The 21,327-nt window shown below is 70.7% G+C and carries 16 protein-coding genes, 1 tRNA gene and 1 pseudogene; 10 read left to right on the top strand and 8 right to left on the bottom strand.

All coding sequences use genetic code 11. The features are described from left to right. Positions 1 to 198: 198 nt before the first annotated feature. The 5 genes from ITX44_RS19550 to ITX44_RS41185 all read right to left on the bottom strand — a co-directional run bounded on the left by ITX44_RS19550 (position 199) and on the right by ITX44_RS41185 (position 4,656). The gene (locus ITX44_RS19550; RefSeq protein WP_205358587.1) at positions 199 to 1,308 is read right to left on the bottom strand and encodes a serine hydrolase domain-containing protein; all 1,110 of its coding nucleotides are present in this window, start codon (positions 1,306 to 1,308) and stop codon (positions 199 to 201) included. Beyond that, on the bottom strand, positions 1,305 to 2,426 hold the full coding sequence (locus ITX44_RS19545) for an MAB_1171c family putative transporter (protein ID WP_307795373.1): 1,122 nt from the start codon (positions 2,424 to 2,426) through the stop codon (positions 1,305 to 1,307). Before ITX44_RS19545 ends, ITX44_RS19550 begins: the two co-directional genes overlap by 4 nt. Before the next feature lie 3 nt (positions 2,427 to 2,429). Further along, positions 2,430 to 2,969 carry a toxin gene (locus ITX44_RS19540; RefSeq protein WP_205358585.1) on the bottom strand — a complete coding sequence of 180 codons (540 nt, stop codon included), beginning with the start codon at positions 2,967 to 2,969 and terminating at the stop codon, positions 2,430 to 2,432. A gap of 3 nt (positions 2,970 to 2,972) precedes the next feature. Next, a complete protein-coding gene (locus ITX44_RS19535; protein WP_205358584.1) occupies positions 2,973 to 3,440 on the bottom strand; it encodes a helix-turn-helix domain-containing protein in 468 nt (155 codons plus the stop codon). 655 nt (positions 3,441 to 4,095) lie between these two features. Next, on the bottom strand, positions 4,096 to 4,656 hold the full coding sequence (locus ITX44_RS41185; protein ID WP_236061104.1) for a hypothetical protein: 561 nt from the start codon (positions 4,654 to 4,656) through the stop codon (positions 4,096 to 4,098). An 84-nt stretch (positions 4,657 to 4,740) separates the two neighbouring features. Between ITX44_RS41185 and ITX44_RS43050 the strand changes: the two are divergent. Next, positions 4,741 to 4,872, top strand: a pseudogene (locus tag ITX44_RS43050) (LacI family DNA-binding transcriptional regulator); the annotation flags it as partial. 594 nt (positions 4,873 to 5,466) lie between these two features. Here the strand turns inward: ITX44_RS43050 and ITX44_RS19525 are convergent. After that, a tRNA-Pro gene (locus tag ITX44_RS19525) sits at positions 5,467 to 5,540 on the bottom strand. A 244-nt stretch (positions 5,541 to 5,784) separates the two neighbouring features. Here ITX44_RS19525 and ITX44_RS19520 point away from each other — a divergent pair. The 5 genes from ITX44_RS19520 (at position 5,785) to ITX44_RS19500 (ending at position 13,942) form a co-directional block, all read left to right on the top strand. After that, positions 5,785 to 6,726, top strand: a complete 942-nt coding sequence (locus ITX44_RS19520; protein ID WP_307795372.1) for an NAD-dependent protein deacetylase — start codon at positions 5,785 to 5,787, stop codon at positions 6,724 to 6,726. 433 nt (positions 6,727 to 7,159) lie between these two features. Further along, positions 7,160 to 7,993 carry an AfsR/SARP family transcriptional regulator gene (locus ITX44_RS19515; protein WP_205358582.1) on the top strand — a complete coding sequence of 278 codons (834 nt, stop codon included), beginning with the start codon at positions 7,160 to 7,162 and terminating at the stop codon, positions 7,991 to 7,993. Positions 7,994 to 8,301: 308 nt separating this feature from the next. Then, positions 8,302 to 10,995, top strand: a complete 2,694-nt coding sequence (locus ITX44_RS42250; RefSeq protein WP_205358581.1) for an HYR domain-containing protein — start codon at positions 8,302 to 8,304, stop codon at positions 10,993 to 10,995. 47 nt (positions 10,996 to 11,042) lie between these two features. Beyond that, the gene (locus ITX44_RS19505) at positions 11,043 to 11,780 is read left to right on the top strand and encodes a Pvc16 family protein (RefSeq protein WP_205358580.1); all 738 of its coding nucleotides are present in this window, start codon (positions 11,043 to 11,045) and stop codon (positions 11,778 to 11,780) included. 122 nt (positions 11,781 to 11,902) lie between these two features. Continuing rightward, a complete protein-coding gene (locus ITX44_RS19500) occupies positions 11,903 to 13,942 on the top strand; it encodes an ATP-binding protein (RefSeq protein WP_205358762.1) in 2,040 nt (679 codons plus the stop codon). On the opposite strand, the gene ITX44_RS19495 is transcribed toward ITX44_RS19500, so the two are convergent. Together ITX44_RS19495 and ITX44_RS19490 are read right to left on the bottom strand one after the other, a co-directional pair. Then, positions 13,932 to 14,588: a hypothetical protein gene (locus ITX44_RS19495; RefSeq protein ID WP_205358579.1), complete on the bottom strand. Its 657-nt coding sequence runs from the start codon at positions 14,586 to 14,588 to the stop codon at positions 13,932 to 13,934. The two genes, ITX44_RS19500 and ITX44_RS19495, sit on opposite strands and share 11 nt — an antisense overlap. After that, positions 14,585 to 17,764 carry a phage tail family protein gene (locus ITX44_RS19490; RefSeq protein WP_307795371.1) on the bottom strand — a complete coding sequence of 1,060 codons (3,180 nt, stop codon included), beginning with the start codon at positions 17,762 to 17,764 and terminating at the stop codon, positions 14,585 to 14,587. Before ITX44_RS19490 ends, ITX44_RS19495 begins: the two co-directional genes overlap by 4 nt. An 819-nt stretch (positions 17,765 to 18,583) precedes the next feature. Between ITX44_RS19490 and ITX44_RS19485 the strand changes: the two genes are divergently transcribed. The 4 genes from ITX44_RS19485 to ITX44_RS19470 all read left to right on the top strand — a co-directional run bounded on the left by ITX44_RS19485 (position 18,584) and on the right by ITX44_RS19470 (position 21,292). Continuing rightward, the gene (locus ITX44_RS19485; protein WP_205358578.1) at positions 18,584 to 20,137 is read left to right on the top strand and encodes a phage tail sheath family protein; all 1,554 of its coding nucleotides are present in this window, start codon (positions 18,584 to 18,586) and stop codon (positions 20,135 to 20,137) included. Positions 20,138 to 20,259: 122 nt separating this feature from the next. Continuing rightward, a complete protein-coding gene (locus ITX44_RS19480) occupies positions 20,260 to 20,703 on the top strand; it encodes a phage tail protein (RefSeq protein WP_205358577.1) in 444 nt (147 codons plus the stop codon). Then, positions 20,703 to 21,155, top strand: a complete 453-nt coding sequence (locus ITX44_RS19475; protein ID WP_205358576.1) for a hypothetical protein — start codon at positions 20,703 to 20,705, stop codon at positions 21,153 to 21,155. Before ITX44_RS19480 ends, ITX44_RS19475 begins: the two co-directional genes overlap by 1 nt. Further along, complete coding sequence (locus tag ITX44_RS19470) at positions 21,152 to 21,292, top strand: DUF6760 family protein (RefSeq protein ID WP_205358575.1); 141 nt, start codon at positions 21,152 to 21,154, stop codon at positions 21,290 to 21,292. Before ITX44_RS19475 ends, ITX44_RS19470 begins: the two co-directional genes overlap by 4 nt. Positions 21,293 to 21,327: the final 35 nt, after the last annotated feature.

Here is a 21,327-nt window from a genome sequence, read left to right as displayed (position 1 = left end):
CGGCGCCCTTCGAACTGGTGGGCGAGGGCGAAGGTCTGCTCCACTACGTAGCGGATCCGCTCAGGCCCGGAAATCGGACTGCCCCTTGCGGGAGATGACCGGCAGCATCCCACGCTGGCGCATCTCTTGGCGCTTGGAGTTGTGAGTGGGGAGCGCAGAGCAGGTCTTGATCACCTGCTCATCCCGCCGACTGGGCCCTCACAGACAGGCATTGATGGCGGCGGCGAGGTTGGCGAAGCGGGTGTCGGTTTGGACGCCGTGGCTCAGGCGGTTCATGACGTATCCGACGGTGATGCCGGTGGGCGGGTGGGCGCAGCCGATGGACCCCCCGCGACCGCCGTGGCCGAAGGAGCCGGGACCGAACAGGGGGAACGCCTGCGACGGCAGCGCGTAGCCGAGGGCGAAACGTGTGGGGAAGCCCAGGGTGAGGTCCGGCCCGTCGGAGTGGGGGCGAAGGGCTGCGGTGAGGGTGGCAGGGGTGAGGAGGCGGATGGTGTCGACTTCGCCGATGAGGGCGGCGTACAGCCGGGCGATGGCGCGAGCGGTGCCGATGCCGTTTGAGGAGGGGATCTGTGCGGCGTGGACGTTGGCGTCGTTGGGATCGATGGGAGGGATGGTGACGCCGCTGGCCCGGCGCAGTGTGGGGGCGTCGTCCGGGGTTGTGGTGGGCGGGGGAAGGATGAGCCGGCCGACGCGGGGCTCATGGCTGGCGGGTAGGCCGATATGGAAGTCGAGCCCCAGGGGCTCGGCGACCTCGGCGGCGAGGAAGGCGCCGACCGTGCGACCGGTGACGCGGCGGACTACTTCTCCGACAAGCCAGCCGAAGGTCTGAGCGTGGTAGCCATGAGCGGTGCCGGGCGTCCAGGCGGGCCGTTGGGCGGCCAGGGCAGTGATCATGGGATGCCAGTCCAGCGCCGCGGCCAGGGGGACGGGGGTATCCAGAGCTGCCAGCCCGGCGCGGTGGGAGAGCAGTGAGCGTACGGGGATCTCGGCTTTCGACTCGGCGGCGAATTCTGGCCAGTACTCCGCGACCGGGGCGTCCAGGTCAAGCAGACCACGCTGCACGAGCAGGTGCGCGCAGGTGGCCGTGATGCCTTTGGTGGTGGAGAAGACGTAACTCAGGGTGTCGCCTTGCCAGGCCGCGCCGGAGTCGACGTCTGCAATGCCGCCCCACAAGTCGAGCACTGGCCGGCCATGCTGATAGACACACAGGGCTGCACCGACTTCACGTTGATGGGTGAAATTGGCGGCGAAGGCATCGCGTACCGGTTCGAAACGTGGCTCTACCTGGCCATGGAGAGGGGTCACGCTGTCTCCTTGAGGTGGAATGCCGCTGGGAGCGGCGTACCGTGAAATCGGGCTACCCGCACCAGGAAGTCGATCTCCTCCCGGAAGCTGGACTCGCTAGGCCAGGGGGAGGCGCAGACTGTGTCGCAGGGGGCTGAACTGGAAAGCTTGGCGCGCCGTGCGAACTCCAGCCAGCAGGCGCTGGCCGCCGCCTCGTGGTTTCCTTCAGCTACACCCTGGATTGCGACGAACTGGCGGGCCGCGCTGATCACTGCGGGAGTGGTGTAGGCGCGAAGTGCCAGAACCGCGTCCTGGATCTCAATGATCAGCCGGTAGTGCTGCCACCGCACTGCGGTAGTGAACGTCCAACGAGAGGTCCGACCTGGCAACGCGACAGTGGGAACTGCCTCGGTGAGTGCCTGCCACAGCGGCCGCAGTCGCCAGAGAACCCAGCATCGTTGCAGGTGCTGTCCAGCGCTCACAAGGCCTGGTAGGAGCACGCTGCCGGCCTGCAGAAGCAGTTCCGCCCCGGTGAGGGGCGGGACGTAGGACAACAGGGCGGCGTCACGAGTGAAGAGATACGCCGCGAACAGGCACCACAGCACACAGCCGAGAGACTGGCTCATGCCGAAGACGCGTAAGCTCCAGCGCAGCATGCTCCGATCGGCCTCGTCGCTGTGCCGCCAGCACACCGCCGCCGAAATCCCACCCACAAGCAGGTAGAAGCCGAAGGGCAGAAGCCAGTACAGGAGCGGCAGTTCCGGAGTGGAGATCGTACTCCGGGCGTGCGGAGGCGCAGTGCCGTAGAACCACACGGTTGATGCCATCACCAGCGTGACAACGCAGATCAGCAGGGTGGTGTGACGCTGTCGGCCTGTAGCGACGAGCACGAAGTAGAGCATTACGCCTGCCGAGGCGGTGTGCGTGAGGCTCCGTGTCAGGTCGATCAGGTTGAGATCGCTGATCAGCGTTCCCAATAACGTCACAACTGGGTCCTGGTAGAGCGTGCTGGTGGCAGCGATGAGGCAGACACCGAGCCAAAGTGGGCGGTGCCGGGGATTGCGGACCGCACCCGGTGCGCGAGTGACCGCTACCACCCATAAACTGATCAGCCCAGTGGTTTCTGACCAGGAGTACATGAGCTATCGGAACCCCCATGCCGACTCCAGGCCGCCGAGTACGCCCGATGCGGCGGGTGTCGCGGAGGTATCGTTGATCAGGTTGGCCGCGAGCAGGCTACCGGTGATTTCAGCCTCCTCCTCTTGGGCGTCCGAATAGCCGGTGCGTTGCAGGAGTTCGCGGACGAGGTCCGGAGCGAGGTCCGGGAACAGCAAGCTCACGCTGCGATCGTCGGGTTGGACGACGCCGTGGTGACAGCAGATCATGTGGCCGAGTTCGTGGGCGATGATGTGCTCTTGATGATGACGGCTGGTACTGGCCTGGTATCCGATCAGGTCCACCTCGGCGGTGGCGATCCACAGGCCGGAGGGATCGCAGGTCCGTACGGTGATGGGCATCAGGACGATAGGCCGGCCACGTCGGTCGCTGATGCGTTCGACAAGTTTGGTGATATCGAGCTCGACTGGAAGGTCCAGTTCGTCGAGCCGCTTTTTGCAGGCACGCAGCAGGCCGGCCGACCGCTTTCGCTGGTGGCGCCGATCGCTTCGGTAGTTCCCTACCATGACTCAGTTCATTCCCCTGGGCGTACCCTGCTGTCGCTGCTCTGGGTCGGTTGGTTCACCAGACCGAGCGGTATACACCTGCATGACTTCCTGAACGATCCGGGCGACTGACTGCCGACTTGTGTCGTCCATGCGCATCATCCGCAGGGCCACATCGCGCACTTCGGAGTCACGGAGCGCGGTAGCCAGCGCCAGTTGGGAGTCGACCCGGGTCGCCACGCTGTCGTCGAAGAAGTACGCGGGCGGGACACCGAAGAAGGTGGCGAGCGCTTCCAGGTGCCGTTTGGTGGGGTTCTCTCGCTGCCCGGTGCGCAACTGCCAGACGTACGTCTTGGAGAAGGTGCCCTGGCCGGCTTCCGTGCAGCCGCGAGCGACCTCCTCGTACGTGAACTCGCGTCGGAGAGGCTGCACCGTTTTGAACAGGGTGTCCAGCTGCTGCGCCAGCGTCCGGCGTTTGCCTTGCTCGTCCATATCCCACCTGCTGTCCGCTGACGTTGGCTGGACCGTCACTGTCCGCACAGTATCAGTTGACACTGAGTCACGACGATGCAAAGCTTTGGGAACTGACGTGAACAAGTTTGTAGATCGAACATCCACCTCAGCGAATCAGTGTGGAGTACGCATGGCTGATGAGCCTTGCGGCCGGTCGCAGCGCGTTGCGGGAGTCCCGAGGGAAGTCGTTGCCTGGATTGACCATGAGCGGTATCCCAACCTCCTCCTTATCAATGCTGACTGCTTCACGGAGCAAGAAGAAGCGGCGATGACTACAGCCCTGGCAAGGCGGCAGTGCAGCGCCCAGCAGCTCATGAACGCCTTGGCCAAGACAAAACGGTGAGCGCACATGGCATACGCGGAGAAACGAACCGCCAGGGGGAAGACGTACTTCCGGGCGTGCTACCAGCGGCCGGATCGCACGGCACAGGACTACGTCAAGGACCAGGACGGCCGCGCCGTCCGCTACCCGACCAAGACGACCGCGCAGAAGGCAGCCGAGAAGGCCGAAGCCGACGCGTTCGAGGCGGCGAAGAAGGGCCGCTGGATTCCGCCCGAGCAGGCCGCTTCTACCCAAAAGATTACCTTCGGAGAATTCGCGACCCAAGCGACGACGAATCTGGGCCTCGCCGCCTCAACGGAGCAGAACTACGCCAGGTCGCTGGCACACCTGCTGCCCACGTTCGGCGACATGCCGATCCGTGACATCACCGCAGGCATGGTGGCCGCGTGGGAAAAAGAGCAACTGCGGCAGTTCGCAGACAACAGCGTGAAGGGGTACCGCAAGCTCCTGCACCGCATCCTCCTCGACGCGGTGGACGCCGGCCACGCCGACAGGAATGTGGCAGAGCGCCGCCGCGGGCGAGGGCGCAGGCATGGGAGGAGTCAGCATCGGGGCCCCGAGAAGCAGATCACCACCATGCTCGGCTCCCTGCTGATCGCCGAACGCGCGTCCCTGCTGTCCGGCCGCGACGACGAGTTCGTGGCGCACATCCACAAGACGTATACGGGCATGCGCTGGGGTGAAATCGTCGGCCTGGAGACGCAGTACGCCCGGCGTGAGGCGCGCGCCTTCCGGATCGAGTGGCAGCTGTACGAGCTGGACTCCGGCGAGCTGGAGCGGTGCCCGCCCAAGGACGACAGCTACCGCACCATCGACTCCCCGCAGTGGCTCGCGGACCTCGTCGGCGACCACATCGCCCGCACCAGGCCGAAGCCCTGCCCGTGTCACGGCCGGACGTACGTGTACAGCGGGCGCGGCATCGGCGGAACCCGGCAGATGGGGCCGACGCTGCGCCAGGTTGCCGAGCTGGCCGGCGTCTCCACCGGCACGGTCTCCAACGTCCTCAACCGACCCGACATGGTCGCCGAGAGGACCCGTGTCCGCGTCGAGAAGGCCATTGCGGAACTGGGCTTCGTCCGCCAGGCCGGACCGCCGCGTCAGGCCGCCCACTGGCGAAGGTCGGGCCACGCGGCGTGGATCTTCACCCCGGCCGCGACCGGCTGGTACCCGAAGAAGGCACGTGAGGCCCACCCGGTTCCCGTGACGGGCGGGCCGTTCCCCGGGGTGCCGGTGCGCGGCCGCGGGGCCTCCAACCGGGCAGAGGCGTGCTGGCTGCCGGTCAAGGAGCGGCTGACCCGGCACGGCCTGCGGCACGGTCACCGGACGCTGATGGAGGAGCTTGGGACACCGAAGGTCCTCATGGACGAGCGGATGGGGCACGAGGACGGTTCGGTCAGCGCTCGCTATGCCCATGTCACCGACTCGATGCGAGCCAGGCTCGTGGAGGGCCTGACCGAGGTCTGGTACGAGTCGCTGGACGCCCGCCAGCTGTTGCACCCGCGCTCTCCCGTGCCGGTGCTGGACCGGCTGTTGCAGGAGCGTGCCGGATCCCGCCAGGGCGCCGGTCAAGATCACACCCAGTTCACACCCAGAGCGTCCCAGAACGCACTGAAGGCCGGTCTTCCTGTATCGGAAAACCGGCCCTCACCTGCGACAACACCGTCGGGACGACAGGATTTGAACCTGCGACCCCTTGACCCCCAGTCAAGTGCGCTACCAAGCTGCGCCACGTCCCGGTGCTTGATCGTTTTGCGGGGGAGGACCCCCTTCCGACCGCGCACGAGAACAATACCGCACCTTGGGGGGTGGTTGCTCGCGTGTTCCGGTGGGGCGGCCGCCCGGTCGCTCTCAGGGCTTCCGGGTCCCCTCGGGGGGCCATACCGGCGGGCGGTTCCCCGGGGCCCCGGCTCCACCCGCCGCTGGCCGGTCCTGTGCCCTCGACCCCGTAGGGGCTCCGCCCCGCGACGTACCCTGCTTCTCATGGACACCAGTGCCCCGCCCGCCCAGTCGGGCAGTGTCAGTGCAAGCTCGTTGGACGGGACGGCCGTGGCGGACGCCGCGTCAAGTGGCCTTGCAGGTATGGGTGATGAGGCGGCCGGGGCGGGTGTGGAGGCCGTCGTCGGGATGCTGGAAGGGGGCGGAGTCGTCGTGCTCAGTGGGGCCGGGTTGTCCACTGAGTCGGGGATTCCGGACTACCGGGGGGTCACGGGGAGCCGGCGGCGGGGGACGCCGATGACGTACCAGGAGTTCGCCGGGAGTGAGGAGAGCCGGCAGCGGTACTGGGCGCGCAGTCATCTGGGGTGGCGCGCCGTGGGCGAGGCGCGGCCGAATGACGGGCATCGGGCGGTGACGCGGCTGGTCGGGGGCGGGTTCGTGGCCGGGGTGATCACGCAGAACGTGGACGGGCTGCACGCCGCCGCCGGGACGCCGCAGGCCATCGAGCTGCACGGGAGCCTGCACCACGTTGTATGTCTGACCTGCGGAAACCGCAGTACGCGCGAGCACCTGGATCAGCGGCTGGACGAGGCCAACCCGGGGTTCCGCGCCGTCGCCGCCCAGGTCAACCCCGACGGCGACGCCGAACTGGCCGACGAGCGCATCGCCGGCTTCCGCACCGTGAGCTGCCAGATCTGCCGTACGGGCACCCTCAAGCCCGACGTGATCTTCTTCGGGGAGAACGTGCCCAAGCCCCGCGTGGCGCAGTGCTACGACCTCGTCGACGCGGCCTCCGCCCTGCTCGTCCTCGGGTCCTCGCTCACCGTGATGTCCGGGCTGCGCTTCGTACGCCACGCCGCCAAGCAGGGCAAACCCGTCGCCATCGTCAACCAGGGCGTGACCCGCGGCGACCCGCTCGCCACCGCCCGCCTCGACCTGCCGCTCGGCGCCACCCTCACCCACCTGGCCGACCGCCTCGCCGCCTGAACCCCGAGCCTCCTGAGCCGTAACACGGCCCGCTCACCGGAATCGGGCCCATTGACAGGATCGGCCACTCGGCCCGCCATTCTGTCTTGAATACCGCTATTTCCCCGGCGGGAAATGAGGGATTCTCGGTCAACGTCGTTCGCGATGTGACGGCACCCGGGGGGCGGTACGCGCGCGCACGCATCCGGGCGCTTCTCCGCGGTTTTTCCGGACCGGCCCACCAGTACGTTTCGTCGCCCTGCTCCCTTGGTACGCAGCCGTCCCAGTGGCACCAGAGGCGCACGCCATTCGTGCGCCGAGCCCTCGCGCCACGACCGCCGGCACCCTGGCGTGCGGAAAAGAGCACAGAATCAGGAGGCTCGTCGTGCTGACCGGAAAGAATTCCGTGCCACCGGCAATTACGAGACCGAGCGGAGGAAAAGAGCTGGAAGTCATGGCAAAAAGCGAAGACGAAGCGGAACGCCTGCACTATCGTGTGCTCGGCCCTTTGGCGGTCCTCCGGGACGGCGTCCCCTGCACACCCGGTCCGCTCAAGCACCGCACGCTTCTCGCGCTCCTGCTGCTGTCCGCCAACGCCCCGTTCCCCGCGCACCGCCTGGTCGGCGCCCTGTGGGGAGCGCGCCCACCGCGATCGGCGACCGCCGCACTGCAGATCTACATCTCCAGCCTGCGCCGCCTGCTCGACCCGGCACACAGCGCCGCCCGCCGCGACGCGCGCGAGCACCCCGTGCTGGGGACCGAGGCCTCCGGATACGTGCTGCGGGTGCGGCCGGGACAGCTCGACCTCGACCGGTTCCGTACGGTCGTCGCGACCGGCCGGGCCCGCCTGGCGCGGGGGCACTGCCACGAGGCCGGGGAGATGTTCCACCGCGCGCTGGAGATGTGGCCGGGCCGGGCGCTCAGCGACGTCGAGCGGTCCGGCGTGCTCGACTCCCACCTTGCCCGCCTGGCCCAGGAACGGCTCGCGGTGGTACGCGACCACATCGACGTGGTGATCTGCCGCGGCCAGGGGCACGAGGTGATCGGCGGGCTCGAGCGGCTGTGCGCGGACCATCCGCGGTACGAGGAGTTCCACCGGCAGCTCATGCAGGCGCTGAGCCGGGCGGGGCGCCGTACGGAGGCCCTCGACGCCTACGCCCGGGCCCGCGAGGTCATGGCCCGCGACTTCGGCGTCGAGCCCGGTCCGGCGCTGCGGACGGCCCAGCACGCGCTGCTGGCCGGCCGCCACCCGTACAGCGACGAGCACGTGAGATGCCGGGCCGCCTGACCGCGTACGCCCGTCGATACGTCGGTACGTCGGTACGTCCGGTGGTCCGCCCGGCTTCCAACCTCCGGACAAGCCCCGCCCGCGCCGCCTGACCGCGTACGTCTGCCGGTACGTCGGTACGCCCGGTGGTCCGCCCAGCCGTCCTCCCGCCCCCCACCGCCCCTCCTGAGAAGCCTCACCCGCCCCCCTGCCCGATGAGGCACCGCCCCCCTACCCGATGGATTGGCCCGCTCTCACCTGCCGCGACGGTCCGGAACCCGCGACCGTGGCGCCCGGCGTACGTGTCCGTTCCGGGTTCGGGGGGTTCTGTGCGGAGGGTTCAGCGCTTCGGCGCACGCGAGGCCGCGGCGCGGGCGCCCCGGGCGGCCGGCCGCGCAGGGCGTGTCGTACGGCTCGGTACCGCCGCCGCGGCCCTGCTGCTCGCCGTCGGGATCGTCCCGGGCGTGGCCGCCGGCCCGCGCCCGGACGCGGCGGCGCAACCCGTCACGCCCGCCCTGGTGGACCAGGCGCTCGCGCCCGGCGGGTCGCTCCAGGTGACCAAGACCGTGGCGACGCCCGTGATCCCGCCCCGCCCGGACGTGGTGCTGCTGGTGGACGGCACCAACAGCATGGGCGAGGTCATCGGGAACGTGCAGACGTACCTGGGGGACATCACCACAAAGGTCCGCCAGGAACAGCCCGACTCCAGGTTCGCCGTGGCCACCTTCGGCGACATCACCGACGGCGACGCCCGGGTGTTCACGGTCCTCCAGGGGCTCACCTACGACCTGACCGCCGTGCAGAAGGGCGTGAATCAGCTCCGCACCGACCGCGGCCTGGGCAGCCCGGGCCCCTCCGAGGACTGGATCAACGCGCTCTGGCAGATCGCCAACGGCAGCGGCGGCGAGACCGCCTTCCGGCCCGGGGCCAGCCCGGTCGTCGTCCTGGTCAGCGACGCCTCCAGCCACGACCCCAGCAATGGGCACACCCTCGGCGACGCCACCGCGGCCCTGAACGCCGCGGGGGCCCGCGTCCTCGCCCTCGACGTCGCCACCTCCATCGGCGACGGCCTCAACGGCAGCGGCGGCCCCTACAAGAACACCGCCGACAAAACGGCCGCGGCCGACCCGCCCGTCGAGGACGAGAACCACGAGCCCAATGAGGCCACCACCGTCGTCAACGCCACCAACGGCAAGCTCTTCGAGCGGATCGACGCCGCCCAGGTGGCCGACACCATCGCCCAGGGCCTGGCCAACCTGCCGACCGCCGTCACCCACCAGACCCTCGGCTGCGACCCCGCCCTCGGGGTCACCCTCGACCCGGCGAGCCGCACCGTGACCAGCGGCACCGCCGCCACCTTCACCGAGACGATCGGCGTGGCCCCCGACGCGCCCCAGGGCGCGGAACTCACCTGCGTCGTCCAGTTCCTGCTCGACGGCAAGGTGCCGGACGCGGCCGCCCCGGACGTCGTCGCCCAGGACGCCGTGAGCCGCCGCACCCGGCCGGTACGAACCGGTACGTACGACCCCGCCGCGAGTACGGCAGCCGACCCCGGGAGTACGGTCGCCGATCCCGGGACCGGGGAAGCCGGAGGCACCGACCGCACCGGTGTACCGCCAAGCGCCCGCGCCGCCGGGTTCGGTGACCAATCCTGCGGCTGGGGAGCGATCGCGGGGCTGGCCGGCGGGCTCGTCGGCGGGTCCGGGGGCGGTCTCGTGGCGGGCGCGGTCGGCGGGCTGATCGGCGGCACCGACGACTGCGGCTCCGGTACGGGTACGGGGACGGGCCCAGGTACGGCGTCGGGTGACGCCTCGGGCGGCCCGGGCGGCGGCATCGGGCTCCTCGGCGGTACGGGTGCCGGCCCCGGGACCGCTGCGGGCGACTCCCAGGGCGGCAGCCCGGGTACGACGCAAGGCGGCGCCGCGCAGGGCACCACCGAAGGCCCCGGCGGCCCACCCGGCACCACAGCGGGCACCACCTCCGGCCCGACGCCCGGCCCCACCACCGGCACCACCGCGGGCGCCCCGGGAGGCACCCCCGGCGGCCCCGGCGCCCCGCCCGGCACCGACCTGCCCACCCCCGCCAACCCCTACCAGGAGATCATCGGCATCGCCGTCCGCGACGTCACCGCCCCCGTCGTGACCCTCGACAGCCGTGCCGTCCAGGCCGCCGGCCCGAGCGGCACCCGGATCACGTACACCGCCACCGCCCAGGACGCCGTCGACGGGCCGCTGCCGGTCACCTGCGCGCCGCCCTCCGGCACCCTCTTCCCGCTGGGCACCACCAAGGTCACCTGCACCGCCACGGACGCGGCCGGCAACACCGGCTCCGCGACCGCCGCCTTCACCGTGCTGCCCGCGCCCGTCCCCGACCAGGCCGACCTCGCCGTTCGCATCAGCGTGGCGCCCACCCCGGCGTACACCGGCGCGGGCACGTACGCCCGTATCACCGTCACCAACACCGGCCCCCGGACCGCGACCGGCGTCGTCGTGAGCACCGCGTGGCCGCGTCCCGCCGGGTCCGGCGCGAGCAGTGTGGGCAGCCTGCCGGCGTGCACCGCCGCCGCACCCTGCGACGTGCCCCCCGGCGGCCGGTTGACGCTGCTCCAGCAGGCCGTCTACCACGTGGCGCTGACCGGCACCGTACGGGTGTCCGTGCACGGCGCGCCGCGCGATCCGCGGACCGGCGACAATTCGGCGTCGGCCCGGATACGGGTGCTCCGGCCGGTGCTGACGGTCGCTCCGGACGTGGTCAAGCCGGGTGACGTGGTGCTGGCGCGGGGCCGGGACTTCCCGCCCGGCACGGTGGTCCCGCTGTCCTGGAGCCGCGGCATCACGGCGTCCAGCACGCCGGTTGTCGTGGCGCCCGACGGCACCTTCGAGGCGCAGGTGCTGGTCGTGGCCAAGGACGTGCTGGGCCCGCGCGACCTGCGGGCCCGCCCGGCCGGCCTCGATCCGCCGAGCCGGCCGGTGCTGGTGGTGCAACCCAGCGTGCAGCCACCGGACTTCGCCGGCCGCGGCTGATCCGGCGCCGGGCCCGGCGGCGCCCCGACCAGGGAAGGCGGAAGCAGATGATCCACGAGGTGGACGAGGCGCTGCGGGCGCTCTTCCGCGCGGATCCGCTGGCCGGCGGGCAGGTGAACGTCGTCTTCGAGGCGCCCACCCGCGACTGGGCGGCCAAGGTCAACGCGCCGACCGTCAACCTTTATCTCTACGACATCCGTGAGGACATGCGGCGGCGGGAGCGTGGCCTGCTCAACGAGTACGACGACCACGGCACGGTCACCGGCCGCCGCCGCCCGCCGCGCTATTTCAAGCTGTCCTACCTGATCACCGCCTGGACCAGGCGCCCGGAGGACGAGCACCGGCTGCTGTCCGCGCTGCTGCTGTGCCTGCTGCGGTACGAGTCCCTGCCCGCGGATCGGCTCGGCGGCACCCTCGCCGACCTCGGCGTCGCCGTGCCGATGAGCGTGGCGCTGCCGCCACCGGAGGACCGTTCCTTCGCGGACGTCTGGAGCGCGCTCGGCGGCGAACTCAAGCCGTCGCTGGACCTGGTGGTGAGCGTGCCGGTCACCGAGTCGCCGGTGTACGAGGCGGGGCCGCCGGTGGGGGACGAGGGAGTGCGGCTGGGCTTCTCGGAGGTGCCCGGGGCGTCGTCGGAGAGCGGCGGCCCGGGGGATTCCGGGGACGCCGGTCTGCCGGTCTACGGCAAGCGTCCTGACGTGCCCGGCGCGCCGCTCGGCCCGGGCGACGCGGGTGCCGCGGCCCGCCGGTCCGGCATCAGGTCGCGTGTGGCGGAGGAACGGTGAGCCCGGGGTACGGGGAGCCGGGTGCGACAAGCGGGGGCCGGGCAGCGGCGGCCGGAGCGCCGTACAGCGAATCGGACGATCGTACGGAAGTCGGCACGACCGGCTCCGGCACCGACCCCGGGCTGAGCCACCTGCTCGCGCGGGCCGTGCTCGTCGAGGAGCGCGTGCGACGGGCCGTGGCCGTACGGCAGGCCACCGATCCCCAGCCCGATGACGCCTTCCGCGGGCTCTACCTCAGCGACGAGACCGTGCGTCGGCTGCTGGACGAGGGGCGGTTCCTGGCCGGACCGGAGCCGGGGGACGCCGAACTGCTCGCCGAGGCCGAGGAGTTGGCCGACGCCGCCGACCGGGACGGCCGCCCGGCGCGGCTGCGGCACCTGGCGCGCACCTTCGGGTTGACCGAACTCGACGTGGAGATCCTGCTGATCACGCTCGTCCCGGACCTGGACGAGCGGTTCGAGCAGTTCTACGGCTACCTCAACGACAACGTCGGCCGCTGCCGTCCCACCACCGGCCTGGCGCTGGGCCTGTGCGGGCTGCCCGCCGCCGACGCGTCCGCCCGTGCCCGGCTGGCCCCGCAGGCGCCGTTGCGGGCCGGGGACCTGCTGCGGGTGGAGGACGACGACCGGCCGTTCCTGAGCCGGTCGCTGCGGGTTCCCGACCGCGTGACGGCGCACCTGCTGGGTGACGACACGCCGGATCCGGGGATCGCCGGGGTGCTGACCGTACGGCACGACGTCCCCGGGGTCGGCGATCCCGGTGCGCTCGCCCGGGCGCTGTCCGCCGGCGCGCGCCTGGTGTACGTACGCGAGGACCAGGGGGGCGCCGGTGCGGCGCTGGCCGGTGCCGCGCTGTCCGCGGCCGGCCGGGGGGTGCTCGGGGTCGACCTGCTGCGGCTGGCGCTGGAGCCGCACCCCGATCGGGCGGTACGGGTGCTCGTCCGCGAGGCGCGGCTGACCGGGTGCGGGCTGGTGTGCGAACCGCTGGACGCGCTCGCGGCGGATCGTACCGAGGTGCTGCGGCTGCTCACCGCAGCGAGCGTGCCGGTCGTCCTGGTGGGGCGTACGCCGTGGGACGCCGAGTGGTCGGCGGACCCGCCGCTGCTGCTGGCCGCCCCGCCGGTGACGGCCGCGGCGCGGGCCGGGCTGTGGGCGCGGACGTACGGGACGCCGGTGGAGGTGGACGTGGGCCGTGCGCTGGCACCCTTTCTGCTGACGCCGGACCAGATCGCGGGGGCCGCTCGGAGTACGGCGCAGGCCGCGCTGCTCGCCGGCGGGCCGCTGCTGCCCGATCACGTACGGGCCGGGGCGCGCGCCCAGAACGCGGCCGGGCTGGACCGGCTGGCCCGCCGGATCGAACCCGGGGTGACCTGGGACGACCTGGTGCTGCCGGCCGACCCGCTGGCTCAGTTGCGGGAACTGGCCGCCCGGGCCCGGCACCGCGACCGGGTGCTGGGGGAGTGGGGCATGCGGCCGGGCGGGGGGCGCGGGCGCGGGGTCACCGCGCTTTTCGCCGGCGACTCGGGCACGGGCAAGACCATGTCCGCCGAGGTGATCGCGGCGGATCTCGGCCTCGACCTCTACACGGTCGACCTGGCCACGGTCATCGACAAGTACATCGGGGAGACCGAGAAGAACCTCGAACGCATCTTCAGCGAGGCGGCCGGCATCAACGGGGTGCTGCTCTTCGACGAGGCCGACGCGATCTTCGGCAAGCGGTCCGAGGTCAAGGACGCGCACGACCGGTACGCGAACGTGGAGAGCGCCTACCTGCTCCAGCGGATGGAGACCTTCGACGGCCTGGCCCTGCTGGCCACGAACCTGCGGGCCAACCTCGACGACGCCTTCACCCGCCGCCTCGACCTGGTCGTCGACTTCCCGCTCCCGGACGCCCTTCAGCGCCGCCTGCTGTGGGACCGCTCGCTGGGCCGCACCCTGCCCCGCGCCGATGACCTCGACCTCGACTTCTGCGCCCACGCCTTCGAACTGGCCGGCGGCAACATCCGCTCGATCGCCGTCACCGCCGCCTACCTCGCCGCGGAGTCCGGGGCGCCGGTGACGATGCGCACGCTGATCCACGCGGTCCACCGCGAATACCAGAAGCTCGGCCGCCTGACCCTGGCCGCCGAATTCGGCCCGTACGCGGACCTGCTCACGGCATGACCGGCCCGCTGGGCTCCTTCCAGTTCGTGCGCTGACCCTGCGCGCGGCATCGTGCCACCACCGAGTCGATCACCGGTACGCCGTCGGGGAGGTCGAGCACACCGAGGTCGAGCGCGACCATGCCCTCGAAGATGCCGGTGTCAACGGACAGGACGCCCTCCGCGGAGCCCAAGGGTGCCGGATCGACCGGGGGGCCGTACGGCCTGCCGGCGATGACGAGCACCCGGTCCCGGGTCACCGCCCAGTCCTCGGCCTCGTCCTCGAAGGTGGCGTCGAAGGCGTGGCTGCCGTGCGGGCCGGGGGCATGCGTGCCGGCGTCCTCCGGGTCCGCGTCGCTGTCGGTCTCGATCTCGACGGCCCAGGTCGTCGCCAGCCGGTCCGTCCAGTCGCCGGCGTCGGGGAAGTCGGCGAGGAAAGGTGTCCGGTACCGCTCGCACGACCAGGTGAGGTTCTTCGCCTCGTGATGGCCGAGTTCGGCGAGGAGTCGGGTCATGCACTCCGTGGTTCCGTTCTTGAGCTGGGTCAGGCCGGCGGTGGTCGCCTGGAACCGGCAGCGCAGCCGGCCGTCTGCCGAGTCCCAACGGGGAAGCCACAGTTTGAAGTTCAGTGGCCCACGGTCGGGGACGCGGTCCGCAGGGTCGGTCACGGTGGATCTCCAGGTCCTCGGAAATCGGGTCCCACATCGGGATTGAAGGAGGGACCGCTTTTGCTGCCGTTACAACTGGTGCATATAGTTGCGTGATTGGAAATGTCGTTGTACCAGGTCTCCCGCGGCGGGTGCGGGGTGTTGTGGCCTTCTTCATTCCACTGGGTGGACACTTCCCGCACATGGTCAATGGCGGGCAGGCCGATGCGGGTCGACTTGTCGGCGAGGTGCGGGCCGCGGGTGCCGTTGCCGGGGCACACGTACCAGTTCGATCCCGTGTGCGTGCCGTTCGGGTCCCAGGTGGCTCTTTCCGTCACCAGGCGGTTTCTGTGGTCGCCGAGTTGCCTCTGCTTCTCGTCCAGAGCGGCTTTGTTCCAGCCGGGGTAGAACGTCGCGCGTATCGCGTCGCCGTTGCGGTAATCGGCCAGCAGTTGGCCGTTCGCGGTGTACTGGCTCTTGGTGAAGTCGGTGAGGCTCTTCATGCCGAACATGTGACCAAGGACGTTCAGGGCCCGGGTGATCTCGATCAGCTGCGCCTCTATCCGCTCCTTCTTGACCTGCGTCAGCCCACGGGCCTCCGCCCGCTCCATTTCCTTCACCTGGGCGTCCATCGCATTCAGGTACTCCAGCAGTTGCGAGCGCTTCCGCCCCGTTCCCTCCTGCCGCAGTGCCGAGGCGATGAGGGAACCGATCCACTGCCTCCGCTCGGAGGCCATCTCGACACGGACCCTGCTGTCCTGGACCCCCACGTACACCGTGTGGCCCTCGCCGGCCATGTCGGTGCTCCGGCTGAGTGACAGGTCGTCGGCGGCCGGATCGGCGGCGTCCTGCCCCTGGCCGGCTTCTTCCCTTCCTTTGCCGCCGAACTTCGCCTTGAGCTTCGCCCAGAGCTTTTTGCCCATCTTGACGATGAAGCCGACGATCTTGTCGATGACGCGGTTGACGGGGCGGGCCACCGCGTGGAAGACGGATTTGACTTTGGCGGCGAGGTTTTCGATGCCGAGGAGGGAGGCGAGGAGGCCGAGGAGGGTGGGGATGCCGGCGGCCAGGGCGGTTTCGACGAGTTTGGGGACGCCGGCGGTGCCGCCGTTTGCTATGGCGATGACGGCGTCGAGGACGGCGTTGACGAATTCGATGACCTGGGCGCCTTGGGTGACGACGAAGGTGACGATGTCGACGATGGCTTTGACGGCGCGGACGAAGGCGGAGGCGGGGTTGAGGAGGGAGAGGATCCAGGTGATGCCGGCGATGATGACGGTGGGGATCAGGTAGCTGGTCAGTTTGCCGAGGATGGTGGCTTTGAGGTCGCCTGCCTCGGCGACGATTTCTTTTTCGGCGCCGGCCGGGCCCTCGCGGGCGAGTTTTTGGGCGATGGGGATGGTTTTCTCGGCTTCGGTGACGGCTTGGTCGGGGACGCCGTGGCTGGTGATGCGGGCGCGGATGTTGGCCCAGGTCAGGCCGAGGAGGGAGGCCAGGAGCTGGATGATGCCGCGCAGGTCGAAGGAGGAGGGCAGGTCGAGGCCGGCTTTGACGGCGGTGCCCAGGAGCCAGGAGACCAGGCCCTGTTTGAGGTGGTCGGCGATGTTGGCCAGGAAGAGTTTGAGGCCGGCGCCGACGGCGGTGACCAGGTGGCCGAGGAAGCCGATCGGGTCCTGGATGATCTTGGCGATGGCGGAGGCCGCCTTGGCCAGGACGCCCATCAGGAGGTTCTTCAGCTCCAGGATGGTCTTGATCGCGCCGGCGACCGCCTCCTTGGCCTTGGCCCACAGGCCCTTGTTGGCGTCCTGGAGCTTCTTGATCTCCTCGTCGATGCCGTGCAGCGCTTGCGTGTATTTGGCGGCCAGGTCCTGGACGAGCTGCTTGGACTTGTCGTCGACGTCGGAGTCCAGGTCGTCGAACTTGCCCGCGAAGTCCTGGGCGGCCTGCTGCCCGTAGGCCCTCAGGTCGGCCGGGAGCCGGTTCACCTCGGCGGTGAGCCGGGAGCGGCCGGTGGCGATACGGGCCTTGGCCCGGCCCAGCTCGCGGCCGATGGTGTCCGCGACGGAGGAGATGACGCCTTGCATCCGGCTGACGTAGAGGGCTCGGGAGTCCTGGAAGAGCTGGTTCGCCTCCGCCGGCAGCCCGGCGAACTTGTCCTTGACCCAGCGCAGTTTGCCCCGCCAGCCGCCGTACCGCTTGTCCTTGTACTCCTTCATCCGCCGGGCCTGGTCGGCCATGAAGGCGTCCCGCGCGGCCTTCTCCCCGGCCGTGAACTGCTGGTCCACCAGCGTGTCCAGCCCCGACAGGATGCCCTCGACGTCCTTCTTCGTGGCGTCGAAGACCTGCTGGAGCTTCGCCGTCGCCTCGGCCCGCCGCTTCTCGTCACGCGACTTGGCCGTGCCCTTGCCGCTGTCGACGTGCCGGCCGGCCGCCGTACGGGCAGCGGTCATCGCGGCCAGCGCCCGCGCGCCCTCGCCGCGGGCGTGCGCGGTGGCGTCGGTCAGGTGCCGGCTCTCCGCGGCGCGGCCGGTGGCCGGGGCCTTGGCGGAGTCCTGCTCGCCCTGTTTCTTCGCGGCCAGGGCCTGGTTGAACTGGGGTTCGTTGCCCTTGGCGAGCTGCTGTTCGGTGACGTCGGCCGCGGCCATCTGCTGGTCGGTCTGCCGCGCGCCCTCGGAGAAGTCCAGGACCTGGGGCGGCTGGCGCGGCGGAACGGCTTCGGCGGCATTGGGCGCGCCGGGGTTGCCCGGCGGGTGGTCGGCCGTCATCGGGGTGACGGGCTTGTCCTTGGCGGCCGAGACATCCGGTGGAGCCGTGGTGGCGGTGGCGATGTCCTTGGCCGAGGCTTTCCGGCCGTCCGCGACCCGCCCGTCCACCGTGCCTTTGATCCGGTCGGCTTTTCCGGACTTCGCGAAGTGGTCGGCCTCGTCCAGATTCTTCGGGGCCTGCGCGGCGATCGCCTCGTTGACCGCCGCGATGAACGCGGCCTTGTCGAACCCGCCTGGCTTGGCCGCGTCCATCCGCGCGGAGTTGGCGACCTTGCCCTGCGCCTCCTTGTCGTCCGGCGGCGCCACGGCGGCGTCCTGCGCCGACTTCGACTCCACCTGCGCGGCACGGTGTTGCGACAGAGTCCGCCGCTTGGCCCCGACCTCGGCGTCCACCTGCCGCAAACCCGGCGCCTGCGCCGCGGGAGTCGCCACCGGCGGGGCGTACCGCTGCACTGCCGGCACCGAGGGGCGTACGTTCCCGGGTGAGTCCCGGCCGGCCCGTGCCCCCTGTCCTACGGCGGACCGTTGCGCCACCAGCCGCGCGACGGCCGCGTTCCCCGCCGCGCCCTGAAGCAGACGTACGGTGTCCCGGCCCAGCCGCTGGGCGGGAAGAGCGGGAATGGCGGGAACAGTGGGAACAGTGGGAACCGCCCCTTCCGGGCGGACGGCGGGAGGGCGCGGGGAGCGGTCCGTCCGTCCCGGCGCGTCGGTGGCAGGCGCGCGCCGCTGGGCTCCCACCGTGCTCACGTACTCACCGCCTTCACCGTTTCAGCACGTTCCCGCGTACGCCCGGGCCACGGCGGGGGTACGCGGTGCCGATACGTCATCGCGGGCGTGCCGGGTCACCCACATCCGCCGCAGTCGCATCGCTCATCACTATCGCCACACCCGTCACATCAACGCGCGACGGCACCGTCAGGTCACGCCCTCGGCCGCCACCGGTTGCCCGGCCGCCCGCACCGGGGAGACCTGCTGGTCAGTGGCCGTACGCGCGCCGTCCGTACCGGGCGTGGACAGCCCGGGCGGGCCTTGGGCCAGCCCTCAGCCGCCTGACACCTTTGCGGACCGCCGCGGCCGGCGGGGAGGGCCGAAAGGGCAGCACAGCGGGAAGCGTGCTCTGCTCCATCGGTTCGCACCCGCGGCCTTCCCCGTCGGTCAGCCGATCGAGTCGCCGGCCGTATCCAAAGGCGGTGCGTGCGCAGGTCTCGCGCGGTGAGAATCCCTTTCGTTTCCCCGGTCGAGGAGAGTGGTATGCCGTCGTACCTGTCCCCGGGCGTCTATGTCGAGGAGATGGAGTCCGGATCGCGGCCCATCGAAGGCGTGGGCACCTCGGTCGCCGCGTTCATCGGGTTCACCCGCAAGGGGCCGCTGAACGAGCCGACGGCGGTCACCAACTGGACCCAGTTCAAAGCGGTGTTCGGGGACTTCGCCGAGGGCGCCTACCTGCCCGGCGCGGTCTACGGCTACTTCGCCAACGGCGGTGGCATCTGCTACGTGGTGCGGATCGGCGGCCCGGGCGGGACCGGCGGCACCGACGACTCCGGGGACTTCGCGCAGGAGCGGCTGGAGCCGGCCGGCGGACCCGCGCGCCTGGGACCGTACGAGGTGGCCACCCTGCCCGAGGCCACCGGCGAGATCACCGTCGAGGTGGTCGACGCCGAGGGGGAGGATCCGCCGCAGGACACCTTCGGGCTGGTGGTGCGGCGCGACGGCGAGGTCGTGGAGACGTATCCGCGGCTGACCACCAAGCGCAGCAAGGACAACGCGGCCACCCAGGTCCGCAGCCGCTCCCGGTTCATCGCGCTGACCGAGAGTGGACGGGGAGCGGCGCCGGAGCCGCCGGCCGCGCAGACGGTCACCGTGCCCGCCCCGGCCGGCGCGGGCGGACCGCTGGAGCTGTCGGCGCGGTCGTACACCGGCGACGCCGACGAGCGCACCGGAGTGGCCGGCCTGGAGGCCGTCGAGGACATCACCATGGTCGCCGCGCCGGACCTGATGAGCGCCTACCGGAGCGGCCGGATCGACCTGGAGACGCTGATGGCGGTCCAGCACGCGATCGTCACGCACTGCGAGCTGATGGGCGACCGGATCGCGATCCTCGACCCGCCGCCGGAGTACGGCCCGCGGCAGGTCAAGGTGTGGCGCGAGGAGACCGCCGGCTTCGACTCGAGGTTCGCGGCGCTGTACTACCCGTGGATCAAGGTGTTCGATCCGTCGCTCGGCCGGGACGTCTTCATGCCGCCCAGCGGGCACATCGCCGGCGTGTGGGCCCGCAACGACGCGACCCGCGGCGTGCACAAGGCACCGGCCAACGAGGTGGTGCGCGGCGCGGTCGCCCTGCAGACCCAGCTCACCAAGGGCGAGCACGACATGCTCAACCCGGCGGGCGTCAACTGCGTACGGGCCTTCCCCGGCCGCGGCATCCGCGTGTGGGGGGCGCGCACGCTGTCCTCCGACGCCTCCTGGCGCTACCTGAACGTGCGGCGACTGTTCAACTACCTGGAGGAGTCGATCCTCAACGGCACCCAGTGGGCGGTGTTCGAGCCGAACGACGACGCCCTGTGGGCCCGCATCCGGCGCACGATCTCCGCCTTCCTGGTCAACGAGTGGCGCAAGGGCGCGCTGTTCGGCCTCACACCGGACGAGGCGTTCTACGTCAAGTGCGACCGGGAGACCAACCCGCCGGAGGTCATCGACGCCGGGCAGGTGGTCTGCGAGGTGGGCGTGGCACCGGTCAAGCCCGCGGAGTTCGTGGTCTTCCAGCTCAAGCAACTGTCCGCCGGCAGCGGCGCGGTGGACGAGTGAGGGCCGCACCGCATTCCCGCACCGATCCCCGCACCGATCCCTGCCGGAACCGCCGCCTTCGCCGATCCCGCCCCGCAGACCCCGCTCCGCCGGAACCGCCCGGCCGACCCTAGGAGGCCACCATGCCGCTGCCCGAACTCGACAGCTCCGTCGGGCACTCGTTCGGCCTGGAGTTCGACAGCGTCCTGATCAAACGGATCACCGAGGTCAGCGGGCTGAAGATGGAACAGGACGTCATCGAGCTCAAGCAGAACACCGCGGACGGCAAGTACGCCATCAAGAAGCTGCCCGGCCGCCCGAAGGCCGGTGAGGTCACCGTGACCCGCGGCCTCACCGAGGACAACAGCTTCGAACAGTGGATCAAGGACTCGCGGTTCGGGAACATGACCAACGCGCGCCGCAACGGCTCGATCATCGTCTACGACTACGAGGGCCTGCCGATCAAGCGCTACAAGCTGATCAACGCCTGGCCCAAGTCCCTGGAGATCAGCACCCTCAAGGCGGGCGACACCTCGGTGCTCACCGAGAAGCTGTCGATCACCTACGAGAGCGTGGAAGTCGACTGATGCGCAGGGTGACGGCCACGCCCGCCCGACCCGACGACGGCACCGCAACCGCCGGTGGCCGGCCGGAAGAGGGCACGCTGCGCACCGAGTTCGGCTTCGAACTGCCCCGGGGGTACGTGGACGCCTCCGGTACGGTGCACCGCTCCGGCGTCATGCGGCTGGCCACCGCCCGGGACGAGCTGGTCCCGCTGCGCGACGACCGGGTGCGGGAGAACGCGGCCTACCTGTCGGTGGTGCTGATCTCCCGGGTGGTGGTCCGGCTCGGCACGGTCGAGGACGTCCACCCCGGCGTCATCGAGGACCTGTTCGCCTCCGACCTGGCCTTCCTCCAGGACTTCTACCGCCGGATCAACTCCGAGGGCCACACCCGGGCGCAGGTCACCTGCCCCTCGTGCCGGACCGACTTCGCGGTGGACCTGTCCGGCGGCGGTGGTCGCCTGGGGGAATCGTGACGTACGCGGCCGACCGTATCCACGAGGAAGTCGCGTACCTCGCCTACCACTTGCACTGGCCGCTGGACCAGATCCTCGACCTGGAGCACGCCGACCGGCTGCGGTACGTGGGGCATGTCGGGCGGCTGACCGGCTGACCGATCGATCGAGGGACGCGGACACCGACGAAGGG

This window comes from Actinacidiphila acididurans (assembly GCF_016918855.1).
Taxonomy (GTDB): Bacteria; Actinomycetota; Actinomycetes; order Streptomycetales; family Streptomycetaceae; genus Actinacidiphila; species Actinacidiphila acididurans.
The sequence above is the reverse complement of the archived record's forward strand: the minus strand, read 5'-3'. Positions and strand labels throughout refer to the sequence as shown.

Bases quoted from the DNA above. Each gene is read 5' to 3' on its own strand.
- ITX44_RS19540 (WP_205358585.1), bottom strand. From the start codon at position 2,969: ATGGTAGGGAACTACCGAAGCGATCGGCGCCACCAGCGAAAGCGGTCG.
- ITX44_RS19515 (WP_205358582.1), top strand. From the start codon at position 7,160: ATGGCAAAAAGCGAAGACGAAGCGGAACGCCTGCACTATCGTGTGCTC.
- ITX44_RS19480 (WP_205358577.1), top strand. From the start codon at position 20,260: ATGCCGCTGCCCGAACTCGACAGCTCCGTCGGGCACTCGTTCGGCCTG.
- ITX44_RS19505 (WP_205358580.1), top strand. From the start codon at position 11,043: ATGATCCACGAGGTGGACGAGGCGCTGCGGGCGCTCTTCCGCGCGGAT.
- ITX44_RS19535 (WP_205358584.1), bottom strand. From the start codon at position 3,440: ATGGACGAGCAAGGCAAACGCCGGACGCTGGCGCAGCAGCTGGACACC.
- ITX44_RS19545 (WP_307795373.1), bottom strand. From the start codon at position 2,426: ATGTACTCCTGGTCAGAAACCACTGGGCTGATCAGTTTATGGGTGGTA.
- ITX44_RS19475 (WP_205358576.1), top strand. From the start codon at position 20,703: ATGCGCAGGGTGACGGCCACGCCCGCCCGACCCGACGACGGCACCGCA.
- ITX44_RS19520 (WP_307795372.1), top strand. From the start codon at position 5,785: ATGGACACCAGTGCCCCGCCCGCCCAGTCGGGCAGTGTCAGTGCAAGC.
- ITX44_RS19485 (WP_205358578.1), top strand. From the start codon at position 18,584: ATGCCGTCGTACCTGTCCCCGGGCGTCTATGTCGAGGAGATGGAGTCC.